Origin of the sequence: Leeuwenhoekiella aestuarii, from assembly GCF_004104055.1 — a bacterium.
GTDB classification, from domain to species: domain Bacteria; phylum Bacteroidota; class Bacteroidia; order Flavobacteriales; family Flavobacteriaceae; genus Leeuwenhoekiella; species Leeuwenhoekiella aestuarii.
In genome coordinates this window covers 273,667-298,416 of record NZ_QOVJ01000003.1, presented here as the reverse complement: position 1 = coordinate 298,416, position 24,750 = coordinate 273,667, and the positions used below count along the sequence as shown (strand labels likewise).

Genomic DNA, 24,750 nt, shown 5'->3' with positions numbered 1-24,750 from the left:
TACTCTTTTAGTAATTCCTAAAACCGTTATTTAAAACCTTGCAAATTTACAGGAAATTTTTGGAATTACTTTGATTTTCCTGCTAAATCAATTAGAAAGGCATAATCTTTTGCGGTTTCTTTTAAGGCTTCAAAACGGCCTGAAGCCCCGCCGTGACCGGCATCCATATTAGTCTCAAAGTAAATTTTAGTGTCTGCAATATTCTTATCGCGTAAACGCGCAACCCACTTTGCAGGCTCCCAATACTGTACTTGACTGTCGTGATAACCTGTTGTAATTAATATGTTAGGATAATTTTGCACGGTTACCTGATCATAAGGAGAATATGACTTCATATAATCATAATACTTTTTATCATTAGGATTACCCCATTCATCGTATTCTGAAGTAGTTAGCGGGATACTATCGTCTAACATTGTGGTAACTACATCTACAAACGGAACAGCCGCAATCACGCCATTGTAAAGCTCTGGAGCCATATTTAAAATACCCCCCATTAGTAAACCGCCAGCTGATCCTCCATAGGCATATAGATTATTTGAGTTGGTATAGCCTTGTTCTATTAAATAAGTAGAGCAGGCTATGAAATCTGTAAACGTATTCATCTTTTTAAGAAGCTTCCCTTCTTCGTACCAGTTTCGACCCAAATATTCACCACCACGTACGTGAGCAATAGCAAAGATAAACCCGTTATCAAGCAGACTCAATCTGGAGGTCGAAAAAGCAGGATCTGTAGTAATCCCATAACTCCCGTATGCATATTGTAGTAAGGGGTTACTTCCATCTAAAGTGATTCCCTTTTTGTAAACAATAGAAATGGGAATTTTAACACCATCCTTTGCCGTTGCCCAAATACGTTTTGACTCGTAATTATCTTTATCAAAATTTCCGCCTAAAACCTCAACCTCTTTCAAAATCTCTTTTCCCTTAGTTCTCATATTAAAAGAAACTACAGAAGGCGGCGTATCTAAGGCATTGTAAGAATACCGAAGTAATTCGGTATCAAAATCGGGGTTAATACTTGCAAATACTGTATAGGTCTCGCTATTAAAAGGTAAATAATAGTCCGCAGTCTCATCCCAGCGTTTGATATTTATTTTATTTAAACCATCGTTACGCTCTTCTACCACAAGATATTCTTCAAAGATCTCTATATCCTCAAGTAAAGTATCTTCACGGTGTGGAATTACCTCAACCCAATTTTCCATTGACGGTGTTACAACCGGAGTTTTGACCAATTTAAAATTAGTCGCCTTATCTTTATTGGTTACCAAATAGAAATAATCACCAAAATGCGACACTCCATATTCTAAGCCTCGTGTGCGCTCCTGAATAATTTTAAATTCAAAATCAGGTCCGTTCGCTTCGGTGTATCTGTATTCACTGGTCAATGTGCTCGAAGCTCCAATGAAAATATATTTAAGGGATTTTGATTTGAAAATACCTACATCAAATGTTTCATCCAACTCTTCATACACCATAACATCTTCTGATGCTTCGGTACCTAAAACGTGTTTAAAAATCTGACTACTTCTAAGTGTTTGCGGATCTTTTCGGGTATAAAAAACCGTTTTATTATCGCCTCCCCAAGTTGCTCTTCCGGTTGTATTCTTAATTACTTCCAGATAAATCTCACCTGTCTTTAAATTTTTAAATTGTAAATCATATTGTCTGCGGCTTACCGTATCTATTCCATAAACAGCGATCTCATTATTTTCTGAAATAGAATAACCTGCCTGCTTAAAATAAGAATGTCCTTCTGCCATCTCATTGTTATCAAACATAACCTCTTCTGGCGCGGTCATCGCTTCTTCTTTTCTACAATATAATGGATAGTTTTTTCCTATTTCAAAACGGGTATAATACCAGTAACCGTTATATTTATAAGGCACACTCTCATCATCTTCTTTTATACGAGCTTTCATCTCCTCAAAAAGCTTTTGCTGCAAAGGCTTTGTATGAGCAGTCATGTGCTCATAATATGTATTCTCAGCTTCCAGATAAGCAATCACCTCTGGATGATCACGCTCATTCATCCAGTAATATTCGTCTATGCGTATATCTCCGTGCTTTTCTAACTCATGTGGAACTTGTTTTGCATCTGGAGGCAAAAGCTGCGTATCTAAAGATTGTGTATCATTTTTCATAAGGGCGCAAAAATACGGGTAATCTCAGACATTTTTTAAAATAAATTAAACTGAATTTCCATTTGTATTAGCTTCACTCATCTTCATTTTTATGTGAAAAGTTTATTTTTTAGTTAAAACCCGTTTAGACTTTTAAATCTGAGTTTTTGTACTTTTGAACACTAACAATTTAAATACAAATTATGTTTGGAGATATGATGGGCATGATGGGAAAAATTAAGGAAGCCCAACAAAAAGCCGAAGACACAAAAAACCGTTTAGAAACGGTTTATATAGACGAAAAAAGCAGCGATGACTTACTAAACATTACAGTAAGTGTTGCTGGTGCAATTAAAAAAATTGACATTAAAGACGAACTCCTGGAAGACAAGGAACAGTTAGAAGATTATCTTATTTTAACGCTTAATAAGGCTTTATCACGAGCAAAAGCCAGCTATGATCAAGAGCTTGCAGCTCTTGCAAAAGAAGGTATGCCAGACATTCCTGGCCTTGATATGTTTAAATAAAACCGAGTTTGTTACAAACACTCGTACATTATAGTTTACACTTAGCAGTACCCGGGTTAATTGCCTGGGTATTTTTTAGAAATAACTGGCTAAAAGCGTGGCTCATTATGCTTTTAACGATGCTCGTTGATCTAGACCATTTACTGGCCACACCTATATTTGACCCCGAGCGATGCAGTATAAATTTTCATCCGCTGCATACATATTGGGCTATTGGCATATACTGCGCTTTACTTTTTGTTCCAAAACTTCGAGTGGTAGCAGTGGGACTTATCTTTCATATGATCACCGATTTTATTGATTGTCTATGGTGAACTTTCTTATCGTTCTTTCGGATAACATCAATTCAAAATGCTAAAACACATTCATCATATTGCAATAATCTGTTCTAATTATAAAGAATCTAAACAGTTTTATACTAAAGTTTTAGGGCTCACAATTATTACGGAAACCTTCCGCGAAGCAAGAAACTCATACAAACTCGATTTAGCTTTAAATGGTGAATATATTATTGAATTATTCTCCTTCCCAGAACCACCAAAGCGAACCTCAAAACCAGAAGCTTGCGGCTTAAGACATCTAGCTTTTGCCACAAATGATATCGAAGCTGCAATAACTGAATTGAATCAGAAAGGAGTAAAAACCGAACCCATACGCATTGATGAACTTACCGGCAAGCGTTTTACCTTTTTTACAGATCCAGATGACCTTCCGCTTGAACTCTATGAAGTTTAAGCTTGAAGAAGGTTCTACATATTTAAATCTCGATTACCGAGTAAAAATCTCACTCACTAATTCGTAAGATTTTAGACGAGCCTGATGATCATAAATGTGTGAAATGATAATCAATTCGTCAATTTGAGTTTCAGCTTTAAATTGAGCCAGACCCTTCGCTACCGTTTCCTGAGAACCAATAAAACTGTAATGCATCATTTGCTCGATCTGCATACGCTCTAATTCTGACCATTCTCCATCCATAGAATCTACCGGTGGAGAAAGTGGCTTTCTAGTATTTCTTATAACTCCAAGCATAAAGCGCTTTGCACTTGTTGCTAAACGTTCTGCTTCCTCATCAGTCGCTGCCGCAATAACATTAACACAAGCCATAGTATAAGGCCTTTCTAACTGTTCTGAAGCTTCAAAATGCTGATGGTATAACTTAAGAGCATTGTGTAGATGTGTTGGTGCAAAATGACTTGCAAAAGCGTAAGGCAACCCTTTTCTACCGGCAAGCTGCGCACTAAACGTACTCGATCCTAATAAATACAAAGGAATATTTAATCCTTCTCCCGGAGTTGCTCGCACGGGTGCTGTACTATTTTCTTCTGATAAATACGTTTGAAGTTCGTCTATATTATTAGGGAAATCCTGTACCGTTTCCTGCTGATATCTTCGTAGAGCCATTGCAGTACGCTGATCTGTTCCTGGAGCACGTCCTAGTCCCAGATCAATACGATCAGGATACATCGTTGCCAATGTCCCAAACTGTTCTGCCACTACAAGCGGAGCGTGATTTGGCAACATCACACCGCCAGACCCAATACGCATCCTAGTTGTTTGCTGAGCAATATGACCTATCAAAATGACAGGAGCTGAACTTGCCAAACTTTCCATATTGTGATGCTCTGAGATCCAAAACCTGTGATAACCCAATTTTTCTGTATTTTGAGCCAGGTCTACACTACGTTTAATGGCTTGCTTCGCATCAACTCCCTCTACTATAGGCACTAAGTCTAAAACTGAATATTTAGTACCTGATAAATCATTCTTATTTATAGCTTTCATAGCGATATAGTCCTAAAATTTGTAATTTCCTTACTTTAATTTACAGGCATTATACATTCAATATTTTTGATAGAACTGTAAATTATTTAAACTGAAAAACTTAGGTTTTATTCAATATTCCTTATGAAAAAACTTTTCATCCTTATTTCGATCACAGCAAGCATTATAAACTGTAAACAAGAGAAAAAAACTGAGGATAAATCATTTCCCATTGAAGTTGCCTGTTATGGCTATAATGGAAACGGAACGAATATAAGTTTTAGAATTACACGGGTTGATCCCGTGGTTCAAGGAACTCTTATTTACAATTGGGCTGAAAAAGATCGCAACTCTGGAAGCTTTAAAGGAACATTAGAAGATAATATTATTTTGGGCTCCTATACTTTTTTATCTGAAGGAAAACAAAGTATAAGAGAAGTTGCTTTTAAAATTAAAAACGGAGTGCTCATAGAAGGCTTTGGTGCCATAAAAAATGTTGGAGGTGTCGCAACATTTGAAGACATTACCACATTGAACTATGATGGAAGTATTGTATTAGAAAAAGACAAGTGTTTGAATTAAAATTGTGAACTAAAATTTTCGTTTTTACAAGTTTTAAATTACTATTTAAATTTAACCCTCTAAGTCAAGCCCTTGCTACGACTGAAACGATTTATTGTATTTTATACGTTTAAAAAATCAAACGTTTGAACTGTATATTTTTTTGGTAATTTTAAAATCGAAATAAAATGCACTCAACAGTTTCTGTTTATGAAAAAAAAAAGACCTTCTCTTAAGGATATTGCAGACGCACTAAACATCTCAACAACAACGGTTTCCTTTGTTTTAAACGGCAAAGGAGAAGAAAAGAAAATCTCTAAAGAGCTCATCGCTAAGGTTGAAGCGCATCTAAAAGAAATAAACTACAAACCTAATCTTGTAGCCCGTAGTTTACGTACCGGGAGTACCAGAGTTTTAGTTTTTATGGTTGAAGACATAAGCAACAGCCACTTTTCTAAAGTAGGTAGAATTATTGAAGATATATCCTACAAAAATGATTACCGAGTTCTTTTTTGCAGCACAGAGAATGATGTAAAGCGTACACAAGATCTAATTCACCTGTTTCACGAACGTCAGGTAGACGGTTTTATAATCGTACCTCCACCGGGAATTGAGAAAGAAATTTCATATTTATTAGAAAACGAAGTTCCGGTAGTTCTTTTTGACCGTAAGATTCCAGATTTAGAAGCAGACTACGTTATTATCAATAACTTTGAAGGCGCTAAACAATCTACACAACACCTCATAGATTCTGGTTATAAAAATATTGCTTTTATAACCATAGATCTAGATCAGATACAAATGCACGATCGTGAGGCTGGCTATATAGCGGCTTTAGAAGAATCAGGTTTTTCTCCTAATATTTTAAAAATTCCATACGACACCAGTAACATTCCTTCTTCGAGAGAAAAAATTAAAAAATTCATAGAAAAAAATAAAGATATTGATGCCATCTTTTTTGCAACTAATTATTTGTCACAGAGCGGTCTTAAATGCATTCATCAAATAGATGCAAAACTCATAAATAAGTTGGGCATTATTAGTTTTGATGACAGTAACTTTTTTGAAATGTATTCCCCTACTGTAAGTGCCTTTGCCCAACCGGTTGATGAAATGGCAAATCAGCTGATGAAGATCATGCTCAGCAAATTAAAAAATAAAGAACAGGGCGTGCCATCAAAAGTAGTTTTAGATGGAACCTTGGTTACTCGCGAATCTTCTTTAAAAAAATAGACCTCCATTTCTCACAATCAGAATGATTATTCTAAAAGTTCAGGATAGAACAGGATAACGATATCGATGTATATAGATACTTTTATAAAAATGAATTAAAAGATTCTATGCATACGTTTATAAAAAGCTTTCTATTTTTGGTCTTGATTATTAACACTGTAGCTTACGGGCAGGACCGCTTTCCTGATGGTACGGTGATACCAGAGTGGTTTCATAATACAGAAGGAGTACATCTTGATGATTTAGGTAAAAAATATGTAATTACTGATTATGGCGTCATAAATGACAGCACGCTGATTCAAACTGAAAAAATTCAGACAGTTATTGATTCTGCTGCTAATAATGGCGGTGGTGTAATAATCATACCTAAAGGTATTTTTTTAAGCGGGTCTCTGTTCTTCAAGCAAAACACACATTTATATCTTGAAGATAATGGAGTCTTAAAAGGAAGTGATGATATCAGTAATTTTCCTGTAATAATGACCCGTATTGAAGGAGAAAGTGTAAAGTACTTCCCGGCGCTTGTAAATGCCGATAAACTTGACGGATTTACCATTTCGGGAAAAGGCACCCTTGACGGAAATGGTTTGCGCTACTGGAAAGCTTTCTGGTTACGACGCGAATGGAATCCTGATTGTACCAATAAAGATGAAATGCGTCCAAGACTCGTTTACGTTTCTAACAGCAAAAACATACAGATTGAAAACATCAAACTGAAAAACTCTCCCTTCTGGACAACTCATTTTTACAAAAGTGAATATATAAAGCTTTTGAACCTAACAATCACATCTCCTAAAGAACCTGTAAAAGCACCAAGTACTGATGCGGTTGATATTGATGCTTGCCAAAACATGCTGATCAAAAACTGTTATATGGCAGTTAACGACGATGCTGTAGCCTTAAAAGGTGGTAAAGGCCCACACGCTGATGAAGATCCTAATAACGGTGAAAACCGAAACATTATCATCGAGGATAACACCTACGGATTTTGTCACAGTGCACTTACCTGCGGAAGCGAATCTATTCACAATTACAACATTATTTTTCGTAGAAGCACCGTTGACACTGCCCATCGTATTTTCTGGCTTAAAATGCGCCCTGATACGCCACAAACCTATGAGTACATTACCATTGAAGACATAAAAGGAAGTGTGCGAAGCATGATTCTCATTAAACCTTGGACTCAATTTTTTAATCTAAAAGGAGAAAAAAGTATAATCAAATCATCTGCCCACAATATAAAGATGAAAAACATCAAATTGACCTGCGAGATTGGGTTTAATATTGTTGCTTCAGATCAATATAAATTATCTGATTTCACTTTTGAAAATATTAAGCTAGAAACACCTAATGGTCAATTAGAGAATACAGAATCTATAGAGAACCTTGTTTTGAATAATGTAAAAATCGTTGAAGATTAGTTATGATCTAAACCGTTTTATTCCTGCTAATTAAGCCATCTAAAGAGAAAATCAGTAAAGAATTATTATCTTATATAAACGAATTAAGCACTGCAACTTTATTATTCTTTTTAATCTGCATAGAGTGTATTGCCACTATTAATTTTTGCTTCCCATGAATTAAAATAATCTAATCCACATCAACTGATTATAGACTTTACACCAGGTATAGATCGTAAAATAAAAAAGCCTCATTCGTTAAGAAATGAAGCTTTTTTTAAATCAAGTCTGGTTTTTTCTAATATCCAGGATTTTGTTCTAAGTTAGAATTAGTTTGCATCTGACTTAATGGTATTGGAAAAATTTCTCTAAAATCTCCATTAGGTGAATGTGAAAACCAAGATTTTGTGGTGTAAACTCCAAAGCGAATCAAATCTTGTTTTCTATGATGTTCTCCTACAAATTCCCAGGCTAGCTCATCCAGAAATCTACCGTACTCGATGTCATCACCACCTTCATAATTTGTAATTTGACCATCTTCATATTTTCCGTATTCATAAGTACTCCCTTCTAATAATTCTGCTCCGGTCACAACTGCTTTAGATGGATCTGAATCTTTAAAAGCTCGCTGCCTCACCTGTGACACAATGCTTGCTGCTTCATCTGCTCTTCCTAAACGTAATAAACATTCTGCTTTGATCATTAAAGCATCTGTATATCTGTAAAAAGGAACATCTGTACCATACGTTGCTACTACACCTGCGCCTATTTCGTAACGTACAAATCTATAACCTTCCGTTGGTCCGGCTTCATTTACACTTTTTATATAATTTGTATAATTCAACTGGCTATCAGGGTCGTTTTCGTCAAGCAATATGGGTGCTCCAGAGCTAGAATATTGTAATCCTCCCAACCAGGTTGTTTCTAAACGTGCGTCATCTTCATCGTAAGTATCAATAAATTGAGGAATTCCAGCACTACCACCCCAAGGAGACCCTGCTAAATCAAAAGTTTCTCTACTTTTCCCATAAAGTGCTTTAAAAGCTAAATAAGAACCACTAGCCTCAATATTATCGTATGGGATTGCAAAAATAGTTTCTACTAAATTCTCATTGTCTAATGCAAAAACATCAGAAAATTCAGAGGTTAAACTAAACTCTCCACTATCTATGATATCCTGCACTTCACGCATAGCCTCTTCCCACTTTGACTCGCCTATATAAACTTCTGAATTTAGGTACATTTTAGCTAAAGTCATTTTTGCCGCGTATTGATTAAACCTACCGTAGCTTCCCAGACCATCTGTACTTAACAATGGAATAACTTCATTCAATTCAGCGACTATAAAATCATAAACTTCTTTATTATCGCTTTGCTCCGGTAAAAATCCTTCTGGCAAATCAAAACGTTTTACAAGTGGAACACTTCTATAATTATCATATAAAATGTAATAACACATTGCGCGCATTGCTCTCAGCTCTGCTAAATAAACATCTGTTGCTTCATTATTTTCCAGACCTTCTATCTGTAGAATTGCTCTATTAATTTGATTAATACTACTATAAGTTCTACTCCACAAACCTTCTATATGAGATAAATCTGAAAGCCAAGTGTGTTGATGCATATTAACATATTGTTGCCCCCAGCCTATTCCTACACGAGCAGGAGTAACTATTAAATCTGAAGACTCTTCATACACATCAAACATTCCGTCCCATCCCCAGTAAATAGATCGAAGAGAAGCATAAGGAGGTACTATAATAGCATCTAGATCATCTGCTGTTAGGGTAGTTCCTTCTGCAGTTATACTACTATAAACCGTTTCATCAAGATCTGTACAACTCACTGCTGTCAAACCAAAAAACAATAAACAAACTTTAATATCTTTTATAAATTTCATAATCAACGATTTAAAAATTAACATTGAGCCCTAGCGTAAAGGTTCTTGTGCTTGGGTATTTATCTCTATCATCGGTTCCCTGAGTCAACACAGAACCTCTGTTTATTTCAGGATCAATACCAGAGTAACCTGTAATGATTGCTAAATTATTTCCTGATACATACAATCTTAAAGCATCAATAATATCCCAGTTTGTAGTATTGAAATTATACCCTAAAGTCACATTGTTTAATTTAAGGTAATCTCCATCTTCTATGTAGTAACTCACAAACTTTTGCCCTATTTGATTACTTAACGTTACGTCTTTACCATAAACAGGATCAAAAGCAGAATTCAAAACATTATAAGGAATATGTGGGTACTCGTAGAATACACGCTGAGCATTAAGTATTTGAAAGTCTAACGCTCCTGTAAATACAAAGCTTAAGTCAAAACTTTTGTACTTAAAAGTATTTGTAATACCTATATTATATGCAGGTATTCCATTACCTAAAAATTGTCTGTTTTCATCTGTATCCAATGCGTTATCCCATGGCACTCTACTTCCGTCAGGAAGCTCTATTGTCCAGTAATTCCCCTCGCCAAAAGCATCTCTTGCTTCATAAAAATCAACATCTACAGACTTTAAGCCCCAGAATTGACTAACAGGTTGTCCTACCTCAATACGATGTGTAATTTGAGAAACAGGTTCACTTAATGTCCCATAATTGATATAATTACCTTCTATTTGATAAAGATCATTAGAAAGGCTTACCAGCTTATTCTTATTGTGCGATAAAGTTATATTAGCATCCCAAGAAAAATCTTTGGTATTAACAGGGTTTACATTAAGTAATAATTCAAACCCTTGATTTTGCATCTCTCCTACATTTGCTTTTGTTACACCTACGAGGTTAGGGGGAGTAGGTACGCTATAATCAAATAGTAGATCTTTTGTTCTTTTATGATATACATCTAAACTACCATTAATTCTATTATTGAAAAATCCAAAGTCAAGACCAAAGTTAAATTCGCGAGAAACTTCCCATCTAAGATCCGGGTTGGGATTACCACCTTGTAAATCTGGAGTTAGTCCTCTAATCCATTCCCCGTTTAGATATGCTCTAGAGCTATAAGAAAATAAGGATTGAGATAAGTATGATGCATCAGGAATAATACCTGTTTCCCCATAACCAGCACGTAGTTTTAAGTTATTTACAAAATCTGCATTTTCCATAAACTCCTCTCTGCTAATATTCCAACCAATAGAAACAGCTGGGAAATTACCCCACTTATTATTAGTACCGAATTTAGAAGAACCTTCTCTACGTATGCTTGCTAATAAGTTGTATCTAGATTTATAGCTATATGAAACTCTACCGAAGAAACCTATAAGAGTATTGTCATCTTTACCACTTCCCATACTGGCTAATCCATTCTGAAGACCTTGACCCTGCCCTAAATTATTATATCCAAAAGCATTAGTAGGAAAATCTCTATTTGTAGCATAAAAATTTTCATTTACATTATACTGATAACTATAACCTCCTAATACAGAAAACGAGTGATCGTCATATGTTTTGCTATATTTTGAAGTAAATTCGAGTAGGTCTGTTTTACTTTTAGAAGTATATCTTGAAGCAAAACCATTTCTACTATCTCCGTTATAGCCTAAATATTCTTTTGCTTCATAAAAACCTCTAAGATTAGTATTTCTGTTACTACCTACAAATAAATTATTTACCCAACCTTTTACAGGCTCTAAAGTTATATTTCCATTTAATCGAACCCAATCATTCTGAATATCTCCATCTGTTAAATCAATCATACTCACAGGGTTTACATACTGTAAAACCGTACCATCTTGAACATAATCTCCTTCATCGTTATAAATACGATCTGTTGGATTACGTATTAATGCTTGCCTGTAAATTCTACTATCAAAAGAAGCCCCATCACCTAAAGCTCCTATATCCTGAGAGCCGGCTAAAAAACTTGCTGTAAATTTTAAAACACCATCATACATACTATGCGTAAGGTCTGCTCCTATTCTAAACTCTTCGTTAAATGATTTCTTAAAAACACCTTGCTGATCCATATAATTAGCATTCACACTATAAGTAGAGTAATCACCACCACCACTAAAAGTAAGGTTATGATTTTGTGTAACTGCAGTTCGTGTAATCTCATCAAGCCAATCTGTCTCGTATCCTAAGTCATTATACTGGGGTAAATCAATACCATCTGCACGTAACCTGCGCACATCTCCAGCATCTAAAAAATCTGCTTTTCTTACAAATTGTGAAGAAGAAACATAGTGTGAGTAAGATAAAGTAGGCTTCGTATTTACCTTACCGCTTTTTGTAGTTATTAAGATAACTCCATTAGCTCCTCGCGTACCATAGATTGCTGAAGCTGAAGCATCTTTTAAAACATCTATACTCTCAATGTCATTAGGAGCCACACTATTTAAACTCCCTGGTAAGCCATTAATCAAAATAAGAGGCTGGGTATTTCCCTGAAGTGTAGAAACTCCTCTTAAAGAAACGTTTGAGGTAGCTGACGGATCCCCCGAACCATTAGATATACTTAGACCGGCAACTTTACCTTTAATAAGGTCCCCGGCGTCTTGCACCAGACCAGGATTAAAATCTTCAGATTTTACGGTAGCAATTGCTGTGGTAACCTCTTCTCTTTTTTGAGTACCATAACCTATTACCACTACTTCTTCCAGACTTTGTGTATCTGTTTCTAGAGTAATATTTAAAACTGAAGAAGAACCAGCAGCAACCTCTTTAGTAATAAAACCAACATAAGAGATCTTAACTATTGAATTATCCTGAGCAATTTCTAAATCAAAATTTCCATCAAAATCTGTTGTTGTTCCATTTGAGGTTCCTTTTTCTACCACAGTGGCTCCTATAATAGGCATACCCTGATTGTCTACAACTGTCCCGGAGATTTGTTTTTGACTAAAACCTATAAATGGCAACAGCAAGATTAAAAGCCTTAAATGGCTCAAATATCGAGCTAAATTAATTTGCGAATGCGTCATAACATTAAGTAAGATTTAACTATTAGATTGATAAATTTTTTATTGCTTCCGAAAGTATCAATACCTATAGTCAATCTTAACCCAGATGTTACCCAATAATTATATTAAATTAACAACATTTTAAAAAATAGTTAATCGTGTTTTCTCTAATAAAAAAAGCCTCAATTTTTTAAAAAGTGAGGCTTTTTTTATTGGCACCGCCAAAAGGTATAATACACCGAGGCTTGCCGCGAAATTGAAAATTTGTTTCTAAGGAAACCTCATGGACTTGCCCCGAGCTAGTTTATTAGAAATTTTAGTTTATTCTATTAGATCACACCAAGCGCTTTACCTACTTTAGTAAAAGCAGCAACTGCTTTTGTTATGTGTGCATCATCATGACCTGCAGAAAGTTGTACGCGAATACGCGCCTTTTCTTTAGGCACTACCGGATAGAAAAATGCGATTACATAAATCCCTTCATCTAAAAGTTTAGCTGCAAATTCTTGAGCCAATTTTGCATCGTATAACATTATTGGAACAATAGGATGTTCACCGGGTATGATGTCAAACCCAGCTTCTACCATTTCATTTCTAAAACGTGTCGCATTGTTTTGCACCTTAGTTATTAAGTCTCCTGATTCACGCAGCATATCAATCGCTTTGATAGAAGCTCCCGCAATTGCAGGCGCTAATGTGTTTGAGAATAAATAAGGTCTTGATTTTTGACGTAGCATATCTACGATTTCTTTACGAGCAGCTGTAAAACCACCAGAAGCTCCACCTAATGCTTTACCGTAAGTACCGGTAATGATATCAATGCGCCCCATTACGTTATTATACTCATGCGTTCCTTTACCATTCTCACCTATAAACCCAGTCGCGTGACAATCATCTACCATTACCATTGCATCGTATTTTTCAGCAAGATCACAGATTTTATCAAGTTGGGCGATAGTACCATCCATAGAAAAAACTCCGTCGGTAACAATCAATTTACGTCGCGCCCCGGAAGCCTTTTTCAATTCTTCCTCTAGCGCTTCCATATCATTGTTTTTATAACGGTAGCGTGCGGCTTTACACAACCGGATACCGTCTATGATGCTGGCGTGATTCAATTCATCTGAAATGATTGCATCTTCTTTAGTCAAAATTGGCTCAAAAACACCACCATTAGCATCAAAAGCTGCTGCATATAAAATACAGTCTTCCATCCCTAAAAACTCAGCTGTTTTACGCTCAAGTTCTTTATGAATATCCTGCGTTCCGCAGATGAAACGTACAGAAGACATACCATAACCATGGCTTCTTATGGTATCTATACTTGCTTCTATAATATCTGGATGAGAAGAAAGTCCTAAGTAATTGTTTGCACAAAAATTGAGTACTTCACTTCCTTTCTCAGTATTTATTTCGGCTTTTTGAGGTGTGGTTATAATGCGCTCTTCTTTATATAGACCGGCCTCTTTTATCTCTTCTAATTCTTTTTGTATACTTTTTCTAACTGATGTGAACATGAGTCTCTTTTTTAAGCGTGCATAAACGCGTTAGTTCTTTTTTTTTGATCCAATCTATATAACATTTCTTCGGTCATACGTTTTAAATCATATTCTGGCTCCCAACCCCAATCCATACGTGCAGGAGTATCGTCTAATGCGACAGGCCAGCTTTCAGCTATTTTCTGACGGTTATCTGGATTGTATACTACTGTAAGTTTAGGAATATTTTTACGGATCTCTTCTGCAATCATTTCCGGAGAAAAACTCATTCCCTGAATATTATAACCTACGCGAGTGATTGCTTTCTTTGGAGCATCCATCAAACGGATTGTCGCATCAATTGCATCATCCATATAAAGCATAGGCAATTGAGTATCTTTTCTCAAATAACACTCAAAATCTTCTCCTTTTATCGCTTTATGAAAAATATCTACTGCGTAATCTGTTGTTCCTCCTCCCGGAAAAGACTGGTAACTTATGAGTCCCGGATAACGCAGGCAACGTACATCCATTCCATATTTTATATTATAATAGTTTGCCCATTGTTCTCCGGCAACTTTACTAATTCCGTAAACGGTTGTTGGATTTAAAGGAAAGTCATTTGAAGTAATTTGATTACGGGCATCAGCTCCAAAAACAGCAATAGAACTCGGAAAAAAAACTTTTCGCACGTCATTTAATCGCGCTGCCTCTAAAACATTGAAAAAAGTTGAATTATTAAGATCCCAGGTTTTTAAAGGTTCTAATTCTCCTTTTGCAGATAAAACTGCTGCCAAATGATAGATTTGAGTAATTTGATGCGTACGCACAACTTCATCCAAAGCTTCCAGATTAGTAGCATCAAGCTCTAAAGTTTCACAATCAAATGTATCTCTAATGTGCAAGTCTGTTGCTACAACAGAATTATTGCTATACTTGTTGATCAACGCCTCGGTTAAAGCGGTTCCTAACTGACCAAAAGCTCCTGTAATCAATATTTTCATGACTGAAAGTTTTAACAGTATAAAAATATAAAGTAGCAATCTGAAACCTTTTAATTATCTGTTAAATCAAAAAAATAAAGTATTTTTATCTTTAAAGTATTCTTTAAATAGATAAAAAATCCTTTTATTGATATATAGCGTAGAACTATCAGCAAATTTTTCTGAATATGGAAATTCTTGACGAAACCGATTTAAAAATTTTGAGAATCTTGCAGGAAAATGCAAAACTCACTACTAAAGAAATTGCAGACCAATTGCACTTAACGGCTTCACCGGTTTATGAACGTATACGTCGCCTAGAAAAAAAAGGTTATATCAAAAATTATGTAGCAATTCTTGATAAAAAGAAACTTAACAGACCAGTCACAGCGATTTGTATGGTTTCGTTACGCTATCATAATGAAGGCTTTATTGACACGTTTGAAAAGCAAATTAAAGAGTTGGTCGAAGTACAGGAATGCTATCACATGGCCGGGAAAGTTGATTTTTTCCTTAAAATTCACTTGGAGAGTCTGGAAATGTATCACGAATTTGTGAGAACCAAACTTTCAAAAATTCAAAATATTGGAGTGTTAGAAAGTTACTTTGTACTCAAAGAAATTTACAATACCACGACTATCGCCTTTTAATTACTGAAGTTTAAGTTTTGTATCTGAAGCTCTTTTATAACCTTCAATTTTTAATTGACGCTCTGTTAGTTCAACTATACTAAAACTGTTGTTTTCTAAGCCTGCATAATCAACCATTCCCAAACGGGTAATGTAATTTATGCCTTCAATGATTGCTATATCTTCTTTATGAACGTGCCCATGCAAACAGGCTACTACCCAGCTACTTTCCTGCAGTATCTGCTGAACCGCTTTATAATTAGTCACGTGAAATTTTGATCCTTCTTTGTAAAACTCATAAAGTGGATGATGACAAAAAACGACCGTAGGTTTTTCATTTTGAGATAAATCGTTGCGAAGCCACATTAATTCTTTTTCAGGAATGTTAGCGTCTTCCCAATCTGAAACTTCAGCAAAAAAATGGTCTTTCCCATCTGCATCGTAGTTTGCATCCAGTACGATGAAATGAAAGCCACCGGCATCAAAAGAATAATAGTTTTGTGCGGTCTCATGACCGGTATTCCTAATATTCTCCAAGAAAGTCTCTTTACGAATGCTATCAACATCGTGATTACCTAAAGCATGATATTTAGCTCCTTCAAATTCTTGAAATACCCCCTCAATAGCCTCTAAATAGCGAAGCGTATCTTCAGGTTTCGCTTCAGGGCCCTGATCTTTAAAGTCCCCGAGATGAATGAGAAAATCCAGATTTTGAGAATTGAGTTCTTGTATTGCTTCCTGCATTTTTGGGATAGAATCGCGGTAATAAAGGGTTCCTGCCACATCGCGATCAGCATAGTGTGAATCTGTCATAACACCAAATCGCACGGGCTTCTCGGTCGTATTTTTACAGCTCAATACTAAATTGGGCATCGTTAATAACGTGGTGCCGGTTAATGCAAAAAGTTTGATGGATTGACGCCTACTGAAGCTGCTTCTTTTCATAAATGGTTTTTCTTGCTTACGAAATTAGCTATTCTCTTTTAATGCTAATGGATATTTAAACCATAACAGCATTACCCCAATCCATAACCTTTATTTTTGAGTTAGCCAAAGGCCCTTTACTTTAGCTTTTGTAAACAAAAATCATATGGCAACATTATCTACAAAAACATATCAAGTAAATACAAGTACACAAACCATACTTATACATTCCGGGTTTATTCTTATAGGATTGAGCTACTTGTTTTATTTATTACCAAATTGGTATTCTAACAATCAGTTTCATCCTTGGGCACCTGCAATTTTAGCTGGAATTGATGTTATTACGATGTATGTTTTTTTCTTTCTAATCCGTTATTTTAATAAATCAAAAATATTTGTATTCTCTTTAGCCTTATTAGCCTCCTGTATCTTTTTATATTATTCGGCAGGTTTAAATATGATACGAAATTTTCCTACTGTTTTAAAATTTAGTGAAGTTTCTATCTGGTTTAGCAAATCGTGGATACTCGCTACAATTCCCAGACTGATAATTATTCTGGTAGCATCTTTCGCTTATTACATTTTATTAAATCTTAAATTTTTCATTGATTTAATAAATAAATATTTCAATCTAGAGATAGTTATAAATGCTGTATTGACTCTTGGACTTCTCTTCTACAAAACTCCAAACTATAGGGAAAGCGATTTTATGGAAACCATGATGATAAAATTATTACTAATTACTTTATTTTATGCTCATGCTTTTTTAATTAGTCCATTACTTTTAATAACCAAAAAGTACAAGAGATTTACAATATGGCTTGTTGTTTCCTACATTTTGTGCATTAGTGTTTTTTTAATACCTATTTATTATAAAGGCGTTATTAACTCATTTGATGATTTTTTACGTTTTCTCACTAATCTTACCATTGTATTAACAATCTGCACAGCTCTTGGTTTATTATATGGCTTTATAAGATTTCTGATTATAAAAAGGTTTAAAAAGACTCAAAAAGCTCTTGGCAACACCACCTCAGAACTTTTACTACTCAAATCACAAGTAAATCCTCATTTTTTATTCAATACACTCAATACACTTTATGCCACTGCACTTGAGGAAAAAGCAACTGTTACGGCAAGCGCAACTGCAAAACTGGCAAACTTAGTTCGTTATATGCAGCAAGATATGCAACAGGAATTCATTCCGCTGGAGCGCGAAGCGGGTTATGTTTCAGACTACATCAATATTCAAAAATTACGCATAGCTTCTCCTCTCGAAGTGAACACCGTTTTTGAAGATTTAAATGATACGCAGATCAGCCCCGGGCTTTTAATTCCTTTCGTAGAAAATGCTTTTAAATATGGTATTGACCCGGATAGAAATTCCAGAATTGATAGTATACTTCGGGTTCAGGAAAACACAATTTATTTCAGATGTGAAAACGAATACAATATAAATCACACCACCTATTACCGGGAAAAAGGTTTTGGGATTGGTATTAAAAATACAAGGGAGCGTCTGGATCTTATATATCCTAAAAAATACCAACTCGACGTAGAAAAAACAGAAAATTTATTTACAGTTACCTTAAAAATAAATACGCTATGATTAGAGCCATTGCTATAGATGATGAACCCAAAGCGATCAGTATCATACGTCACCATACTGCTTCCATATCTGATCTTAAACTGATTGATACCTTTACTAATCCTGAAAAAGCCTTACACTTTCTAAACACAAACGCTGTAGACTTGATTTTTCTGGATATCAATATGCCTAAACTCTCCGGTATGAACTTACTCAATCAGCTAGAAGTAGAACCATTGGTAATCATAACTTCTGCGTATTCCCAATTTGCATTGGAAAGTTATTCATTTAAAACAGTTGATTATTTACTAAAGCCATTTGAGCTCGAGCGTTTTGAAAAAGCAGTATCTAAAGTTAAAGAACGCCTTGCAACAAACTCCGTTTCAACTTCTCTATTTTTAAAAGACGGCTACCAAAGTGTACGTGTCAATACTTCCGAAATTCAGTATATAAAAAGTGACGGAAATTATCTGGATGTCTACTTAAATGATCGAAAAATCAGTCCGAGAATGACTTTTTCTGAAATACTAAAATTACTTCCAGATAATTTTATGCGGGTTCACAATTCCTATGTAGTAAACCTTAGCAAAGTAGACAAACTCAGTACAGATACTATTAGTATAAGCGAGAAAACAATTCCCGTGAGTACTTCAAAACGAGAACTACTTTCCAATAAACTTAATTTAAAAAACATCAGTCATGGCCTTTAAAATCACCAAAAATAACTATCTCCAGATTTTATTAAGCGTTTTTCTACTCTCTTCCATTAGCTGTGATTTTAGACCAAAGACTTGGGGGCCCCCACCTTATTCTGGCTTAGAACCTATTCTTGAAAAAAATATTACAGGAATGAAACATCAACAACTCTACATAACCGATTTAAATCCCGGCTGGTACCTTTCACCTTCCGGTACTGTAGACGCTATAAGATCTAAAGAATATATGAGATTTTATACCGGAGAATTGTTGAAGATTTATACACTACCGGATACCATTGATCCCAATGCTGAACCACAACCCGAAAATACCATTTATAAAATCCTTAATTTTAATGGTTTAAAAATAACCGGTGATTTGAGCAGTGGTCTATCTACTGAAAACATTCAACAGACACCTGAAGATAAGGCAATTATTGAGTATAAAGATAGTCTAGAAACCTATTTTAAAAAATTAAATCAGATTGAGCAAAGTACTTTTAACTATAGGGATTACCTAGAAATCAATAAAAACCTCTTTAATTATATAGATACAACTTTAGATGATGTACGGGATCTTTGGGTAAAGATAACCTATGCAGAACTTGCCGCTCGTCAAGGATTTTTATCGCAAGAATATTTTGCGGAAAGTATATTTTGGCCTTCAGATGATGATCGCTTAAATAAGCGTATGTCTAAAGCGGACATCCATACTGTTAGAGGACTTCCTCCAATTTCAATTAATAACGAAATTAAAAGTTATCTACTTTCAGAAAAGTATGATGAAAATCCTTTCTTTGAAAAGGGTAATAAGCCAGTATTAAAAATAATGATTACCGATTCCTATTCAGATAATGAAAAGTATATCCTAGAAGAATTGATGTCGAATTTAAAAGTAAAGTTTGGCAACGCTATACACATTCTAAAAGTTCCTGCTAATAACAGCTATATTGATTTCAAAAAATTATTTATACAATCCATGCACGAAACTTTACTTGATGGTAGAGAAAGTAGGGGTTATACTCAGGTCGATGCATTACAAACCACCATCCTCGATAAAGACAATAAAGTACTATTAAACACAAAAGCAGATGAATATCTTGAAAACCAAATACAAGGTATTCTGGATTATTTAGAAAATCAACACACTTCTTCGTTATAGTTTAAAGTTCTAAACAGTACTTTTCAAATTTTCTATTTTGAATAAAATCTATCTTAGAACCCGACATTAAAAAAATACAGAATAGAAAGCAAGATATGGCACACCTAGAGTTTTGCTAAATTTATCGCACCTTTAAAAAAATAAAAAATAATGAGTAAGCAGAAGCCCTATTTGTCTAAACTTAAAAAATGTTCAGACAAAGAACTGGTTCGCATCGTTACCGTAGAAGTTCACAAATATGAACCAGAAGCTGTACAAGCTGCAGAAGACGAGCTCTCACGAAGAAAAATATCTAAACTGCAAATGGCCAATTTGGTAAAGTCTGTAGCTCAAGATAATGATGCGGTAAAAGAAATTCAGAATTACGTGAGCAGTTCAGGAATGCGATTTACGAATTTCCTAATTGATTTTGTGATTTTTGTATTGTTGGTTTTGATAGCAAGTTTAGCTCTTGATTCGGTATTTGTAACTACAAACAATAATCTTTTACAAGCTATAGGTTACGGAATGATTCTCCTGATATTTCTAGCGTACTATGGACTCTCAGAATATTTCTTCCAAAAAACAGCCGGAAAATATATTACCAAAACAATAGTTGTAACAGAATCAGGCAACAAACCGGACGGAAAAACAATTCTCATCCGCACGTTGTGCAGATTAATACCATTTGATAGACTTTCTTATCTAATTGTGAAAAGAGGATTGCACGATAGATTTTCAAAGACGCGTGTTATAAAAGATCGAGAGTAACTTTGCGACACCCGCAAAGCATTAAACTGAAAAATTCATTTTAGAGCAAGATAAGTCTCGAAGCATGCAAATCTCGATTATTAAGTAAAACTCTCAATAAATTATTCCGCTACTGCGAAAAAAACTGAACAAGCTATGTTGTTTTAGACTAATTTCGCCCGCCTTAAAAACAAAATTGCTACATGCAAAAGAAAGCTCTTATACAAGAATTGCGCACACGTTTAAACACTAAACTTGCTCAATTACAGGATACAAAAGCCAGCCTTATTGAATCCCGCGAAAGCGATGGTAAAAGTAGTGCCGGTGATAAATATGAAACTGGTGTTGAAATGATTCAGCAGGAAATGGAACGCACACAGGGTCAAATGGATCAGGTTGAAAAACAGAAAGAGGTTTTAAACCGAATCAGTATGACGCCAAATACGTTAATAGGAGAAGGTAGTCTGGTGCTTACCGATAAAGCCAACTATTTTATAGGAATCCCATATGGCGAAATTAAGCTGGATACTGTAAATGTATATTGCATCTCGAGTGCTTCTCCTATAGGCGAATTACTAACAGGCACTCAAGCCGGGGAAACTATAACCTTTAGAGATCAAAAAATAACGGTAACCGAAATTTTATAACTAAAAAACCCGAGGCAATAGCTTCGGGTTTTTTAGTTATAAAATTGATACTGATAGAAGACCATTTAAGTTTTTTTAAACATCCTAACCTTTAAAGTATTCAGGATTTTTTTTGCTAGATAAGGCTAACTAGCTAAGTCTGTATTTCTCACAATTTCACAAATTGCCTCAGTACATATTGGCTTCTCAAGAAAACCCTTGATTTTATCTTTCTGCTTTAAAACAGTATCGGTCAATGGTTCTAAGGGACTTAAAAGCAAATATATAAGCGTCTGTTTAATTGTCTCATTAGGAGAACTTGAACAATAATTCAGGAAATTATTGATACATTCTTCAGAGGAGCCTTCTCCAAGAAAAACCAAATCCGGGTATTCTTTATTAGAAAACTGTTGCTGATTCTCCATGAAATTATAAGCCTCAATACAAGAACTGAATAACTTCACAGTGGTAGTTCCCCATATGTTTTTTAAAAGCCTTTCAGTCCTATTTTTAAAATCAACATTGCTCTCAACCAGATAAATAACGCGCCCCTTAGTCATAATTCTAATTAATAATATATTGCCCCTAAATTTAAAACGAGGCAAATAAAAAATACTATAGAATATATCAAGCTTTTTTTAACAAAAAAACCGACGAAAAACGTCGGTTTAAAATTTTATACAAGTAATTGAATACTAGCTCTTAAACAAAGGACGATCTCCCATCATTTCGTTTACCTGACCGGCAAGTTCTTCTAATTTATCATCATCCTGAAAATTCACTAATGCTGCATCTATAAGCTCAACAACCTTAGCCATATCAGCTTCTACTAATCCACGGGTAGTTACCGCGGCAACACCTATACGCATCCCGGAAGTTACAAATGGAGATCGGGTATCAAATGGTACCATATTCTTATTAACGGTGATATCTGCTTTTCCTAAAGCTTCTTCAGCATCTTTACCAGAAATATCTTTATTCCTAAGATCAATCAACATCATATGATTGTCTGTTCCGCCAGAAATAATATCGTACCCTTTTTCAACAAAAGCAGCAGCCATAACAGCAGCATTCTTTTTTACCTGAACCATATAGTGTAAGAAATCATCAGTAAGTGCTTCTCCAAATGCAATGGCTTTTGCAGCGATTATATGCTCTAAAGGACCACCTTGATTCCCTGGGAAAATTCCGCTGTCTAATAAAGAAGACATCATACGTAAGTTTCCATTCTTTAATTTGATACCAAATGGGTTTTCAAAATCTTTACCCATCAATATTAAACCACCGCGTGGCCCGCGTAAAGTTTTATGGGTTGTTGTTGTACAAATATGACAATGCGGTACCGGGTCTCCTATGATTCCTTTTGCGATCAAACCGGCAGGGTGTGCCATATCACACATTAGAATCGCTCCTACTTTATCTGCGATTTCACGGAAACGCTTATAATCGATCTCGCGGCTGTATGCAGATGCACCGGCAATGATCATCTTTGGCTTTTCTTGCACAGCAAGCGCTTCGATCTTGTCATAGTTTAATAATCCGGTCTCTTTATCAACACCATAAAATAGAGGATTGTATAAACGACCTGAGAAGTTTACCGGCGAACCATGTGTAAGGTGCCCCCCGTGAGAAAGATCAAAACCTAAAAAAGTTTCTCCCGGTTTCATTACGGCGTGAAAAACTGCAGTATTCGCTTGTGAACCGGAGTGTGGTTGTACATTAGCATATTCTGCTCCAAAAAGTTCTTTGGCGCGGTCTATTGCTATTTGCTCTACCACATCTACTACCTCACAGCCTCCATAATAACGCTTTCCGGGGTACCCTTCTGCATATTTATTGGTAAGCACAGAGCCCGCAGCTTCCATAACTTGCTCACTGACAAAGTTCTCTGATGCAATTAACTCTAAACCATTAAGTTGACGTTGTTTTTCTTCCTGAATAAGATCAAAGATTTCAGTATCCCGTTGCATGCTTTATAAAGTTTGTTAAATTAGGTGCAAAAGTAATCATTAGAATTGGTTGGTACTATTTTAATTCTATATTTGAAATGAGCATTTACTAACATTTTATTAAAAATATATGCCTTCAAAGACTAACGATCCTAAACGTAAAACCTGGCTTGAAACGCCTGCACAAACAGATTTCCCTATTCAGAATATTCCTTTTGGCGTGTTTTTAACTCGTGATGATATCATCACCATAGGTACACGCATTGGTGATTTTGCAATAGATCTGGGTGCATTGCATCAATTGGGTTATTTTGAAGGGATACCACTTACAGATGATATTTTCCTACAGGATACCCTAAATGATTTTATCGCCGACGGTCGTAAAACCTGGCGTGCCGTACGCAATCGTATTTCTGAAATTTTTGAAGAAAGTAATGCTGATCTAAGAGACAATTCTGATCATCGTGATACAGTTATTTTTGCGCTCGATGAAGTCGAAATGCAACTTCCTGTACAAATAGGTGATTATACTGATTTTTACAGCAGTAAAGAGCACGCTACTAATGTAGGCTCGATGTTTCGTGATCCTGAAAATGCACTGATGCCAAACTGGTTACATATGCCCGTTGCGTATCACGGTCGTAGTAGTTCTATCATCCCATCTGGGATTCCGGTTCACAGACCGCAAGGTCAGAAGTTACCTAATGGTGCTACTGAACCTATTTTTGGGCCGTCGCGTCAGTTAGACTTTGAATTGGAGATGGCATTCATCACCACAGACGCAAACGAATTGGGACAACCCATTCCTGCAGATCAAGCTGAAGAATACATCTTTGGTCTGGTATTATTTAACGATTGGAGTGCCCGCGACATTCAGCGTTGGGAATATGCTCCATTAGGACCGTTCTTAGGAAAGAACTTTGCTTCTTCGGTATCACCGTGGATTGTTACTTTAGATGCTCTAGAGCCATTTAGAACTGCAAGCCCAAAGCCGGAAAAAGAATTACTTCCGTATTTAGAATATACAGGTAAAAAGACTTTTGACATCAACCTTGAAGTTAGCATCAAGCCTGAAAATAAAACAGAAACAGTAGTTTCTAAATCTAACTTTAAGCATTTATACTGGAATATGAGCCAGCAACTGGCGCATCATACTATTAACGGTTGCCCTGTAAACAGTGGAGATATGATGGGTAGCGGTACCATTTCAGGGCCTACTCCCAAGTCATATGGTTCTATGTTAGAACTAAGCTGGAAGGGCTCTAAACCAGTTAAATTGAAAGAAGGCGGTGACCGCAAATTCATTGAAGATAAAGATACCGTGATCGTACGCGGACATTGTGAAAAAACCGGAGCTGCCCGCATCGGTTTCGGCGAGGTTTCCACAAAAATACTTCCGGTTTTTAAACCGAAGAAAAAATAATTGGCTTTAAAAGACTTTTAAAAAACGCCCTAAATCTATC

The 24,750-nt window shown here is 35.6% G+C and carries 22 protein-coding genes; 13 read left to right on the top strand and 9 right to left on the bottom strand.

The genetic code is table 11. The annotated features are described in order from the left end of the window. Positions 1–65: 65 nt before the first annotated feature. Positions 66–2,147 (bottom strand): S9 family peptidase, encoded by a 2,082-nt coding sequence (locus DSM03_RS10235; protein WP_128760422.1) that lies wholly within the window; start codon positions 2,145–2,147, stop codon positions 66–68. 182 nt (positions 2,148–2,329) lie between these two features. Between DSM03_RS10235 and DSM03_RS10230 the strand changes: the two genes are divergently transcribed. From DSM03_RS10230 to gloA2, 3 genes are read left to right on the top strand one after another with little or no spacing between them, the layout of a single operon-like run. Continuing rightward, the gene (locus tag DSM03_RS10230) at positions 2,330–2,653 is read left to right on the top strand and encodes a YbaB/EbfC family nucleoid-associated protein (protein ID WP_128760421.1); all 324 of its coding nucleotides are present in this window, start codon (positions 2,330–2,332) and stop codon (positions 2,651–2,653) included. Positions 2,654–2,661: 8 nt separating this feature from the next. After that, a complete protein-coding gene (locus DSM03_RS19115; RefSeq protein WP_128760420.1) occupies positions 2,662–2,967 on the top strand; it encodes a DUF6122 family protein in 306 nt (101 codons plus the stop codon). Between the two features lie 37 nt (positions 2,968–3,004). Continuing rightward, positions 3,005–3,388: an SMU1112c/YaeR family gloxylase I-like metalloprotein gene (gene gloA2, locus DSM03_RS10220; protein ID WP_128760419.1), complete on the top strand. Its 384-nt coding sequence runs from the start codon at positions 3,005–3,007 to the stop codon at positions 3,386–3,388. A 33-nt stretch (positions 3,389–3,421) separates the two neighbouring features. Here gloA2 and DSM03_RS10215 read toward each other — a convergent pair whose 3' ends face one another. Then, a complete protein-coding gene (locus DSM03_RS10215) occupies positions 3,422–4,438 on the bottom strand; it encodes an LLM class flavin-dependent oxidoreductase (RefSeq protein ID WP_128760418.1) in 1,017 nt (338 codons plus the stop codon). 123 nt (positions 4,439–4,561) lie between these two features. Between DSM03_RS10215 and DSM03_RS10210 the strand changes: the two genes are divergently transcribed. The 3 genes from DSM03_RS10210 to DSM03_RS10200 all read left to right on the top strand — a co-directional run bounded on the left by DSM03_RS10210 (position 4,562) and on the right by DSM03_RS10200 (position 7,632). Beyond that, positions 4,562–4,999, top strand: a complete 438-nt coding sequence (locus tag DSM03_RS10210; RefSeq protein ID WP_128760417.1) for a hypothetical protein — start codon at positions 4,562–4,564, stop codon at positions 4,997–4,999. A 189-nt stretch (positions 5,000–5,188) separates the two neighbouring features. After that, positions 5,189–6,211: a LacI family DNA-binding transcriptional regulator gene (locus tag DSM03_RS10205; RefSeq protein ID WP_128760416.1), complete on the top strand. Its 1,023-nt coding sequence runs from the start codon at positions 5,189–5,191 to the stop codon at positions 6,209–6,211. Positions 6,212–6,318: 107 nt separating this feature from the next. Then, complete coding sequence (locus DSM03_RS10200; RefSeq protein ID WP_128760415.1) at positions 6,319–7,632, top strand: rhamnogalacturonidase; 1,314 nt, start codon at positions 6,319–6,321, stop codon at positions 7,630–7,632. A 277-nt stretch (positions 7,633–7,909) separates the two neighbouring features. Here the strand turns inward: DSM03_RS10200 and DSM03_RS10195 are convergent, their stop codons facing one another. The 4 genes from DSM03_RS10195 to DSM03_RS10180 all read right to left on the bottom strand — a co-directional run bounded on the left by DSM03_RS10195 (position 7,910) and on the right by DSM03_RS10180 (position 15,006). Beyond that, the gene (locus tag DSM03_RS10195; protein ID WP_128760414.1) at positions 7,910–9,511 is read right to left on the bottom strand and encodes a RagB/SusD family nutrient uptake outer membrane protein; all 1,602 of its coding nucleotides are present in this window, start codon (positions 9,509–9,511) and stop codon (positions 7,910–7,912) included. 10 nt (positions 9,512–9,521) lie between these two features. After that, positions 9,522–12,545 carry a SusC/RagA family TonB-linked outer membrane protein gene (locus tag DSM03_RS10190; RefSeq protein WP_128760413.1) on the bottom strand — a complete coding sequence of 1,008 codons (3,024 nt, stop codon included), beginning with the start codon at positions 12,543–12,545 and terminating at the stop codon, positions 9,522–9,524. Between the two features lie 308 nt (positions 12,546–12,853). Then, positions 12,854–14,041, bottom strand: coding sequence for a glycine C-acetyltransferase (gene kbl, locus DSM03_RS10185; protein WP_128760412.1), 1,188 nt, complete (start codon positions 14,039–14,041; stop codon positions 12,854–12,856). Positions 14,042–14,052: 11 nt separating this feature from the next. Further along, positions 14,053–15,006 (bottom strand): NAD-dependent epimerase/dehydratase family protein, encoded by a 954-nt coding sequence (locus DSM03_RS10180; protein ID WP_128760411.1) that lies wholly within the window; start codon positions 15,004–15,006, stop codon positions 14,053–14,055. 167 nt (positions 15,007–15,173) lie between these two features. Here DSM03_RS10180 and DSM03_RS10175 point away from each other — a divergent pair, with 167 nt between their 5' ends. Further along, a complete protein-coding gene (locus tag DSM03_RS10175) occupies positions 15,174–15,635 on the top strand; it encodes an Lrp/AsnC family transcriptional regulator (protein ID WP_128760410.1) in 462 nt (153 codons plus the stop codon). On the opposite strand, the gene DSM03_RS10170 is transcribed toward DSM03_RS10175, so the two are convergent. Then, positions 15,636–16,559 carry a metallophosphoesterase family protein gene (locus DSM03_RS10170; RefSeq protein ID WP_128760409.1) on the bottom strand — a complete coding sequence of 308 codons (924 nt, stop codon included), beginning with the start codon at positions 16,557–16,559 and terminating at the stop codon, positions 15,636–15,638. It abuts the gene before it with no gap. A 145-nt stretch (positions 16,560–16,704) separates the two neighbouring features. Between DSM03_RS10170 and DSM03_RS10165 the strand changes: the two genes are divergently transcribed. From DSM03_RS10165 to DSM03_RS10145, 5 genes are all read left to right on the top strand, one after another. Further along, positions 16,705–18,147, top strand: a complete 1,443-nt coding sequence (locus DSM03_RS10165; RefSeq protein ID WP_128760408.1) for a sensor histidine kinase — start codon at positions 16,705–16,707, stop codon at positions 18,145–18,147. Beyond that, positions 18,144–18,836 carry a LytR/AlgR family response regulator transcription factor gene (locus DSM03_RS10160; protein WP_128760407.1) on the top strand — a complete coding sequence of 231 codons (693 nt, stop codon included), beginning with the start codon at positions 18,144–18,146 and terminating at the stop codon, positions 18,834–18,836. The genes DSM03_RS10165 and DSM03_RS10160 overlap by 4 nt, the downstream gene beginning before the upstream one ends. 139 nt (positions 18,837–18,975) lie before the next feature. Next, a complete protein-coding gene (locus tag DSM03_RS10155; protein ID WP_128760406.1) occupies positions 18,976–19,983 on the top strand; it encodes a hypothetical protein in 1,008 nt (335 codons plus the stop codon). Positions 19,984–20,133: 150 nt separating this feature from the next. Beyond that, on the top strand, positions 20,134–20,733 hold the full coding sequence (locus DSM03_RS10150) for an RDD family protein (protein ID WP_128760405.1): 600 nt from the start codon (positions 20,134–20,136) through the stop codon (positions 20,731–20,733). 182 nt (positions 20,734–20,915) lie between these two features. Beyond that, positions 20,916–21,359, top strand: a complete 444-nt coding sequence (locus DSM03_RS10145; protein WP_128760404.1) for a 3-oxoacyl-ACP synthase — start codon at positions 20,916–20,918, stop codon at positions 21,357–21,359. Between the two features lie 125 nt (positions 21,360–21,484). Here DSM03_RS10145 and DSM03_RS10140 read toward each other — a convergent pair whose 3' ends face one another. After that, a complete protein-coding gene (locus tag DSM03_RS10140; protein ID WP_128760403.1) occupies positions 21,485–21,943 on the bottom strand; it encodes a hypothetical protein in 459 nt (152 codons plus the stop codon). Positions 21,944–22,033: 90 nt separating this feature from the next. Then, complete coding sequence (glyA, locus tag DSM03_RS10135; protein WP_128760402.1) at positions 22,034–23,308, bottom strand: serine hydroxymethyltransferase; 1,275 nt, start codon at positions 23,306–23,308, stop codon at positions 22,034–22,036. 109 nt (positions 23,309–23,417) lie between these two features. Here glyA and fahA point away from each other — a divergent pair, with 109 nt between their 5' ends. Further along, on the top strand, positions 23,418–24,710 hold the full coding sequence (gene fahA / locus DSM03_RS10130) for a fumarylacetoacetase (RefSeq protein ID WP_128760401.1): 1,293 nt from the start codon (positions 23,418–23,420) through the stop codon (positions 24,708–24,710). The last annotated feature ends 40 nt before the right edge of the window (positions 24,711–24,750 follow it).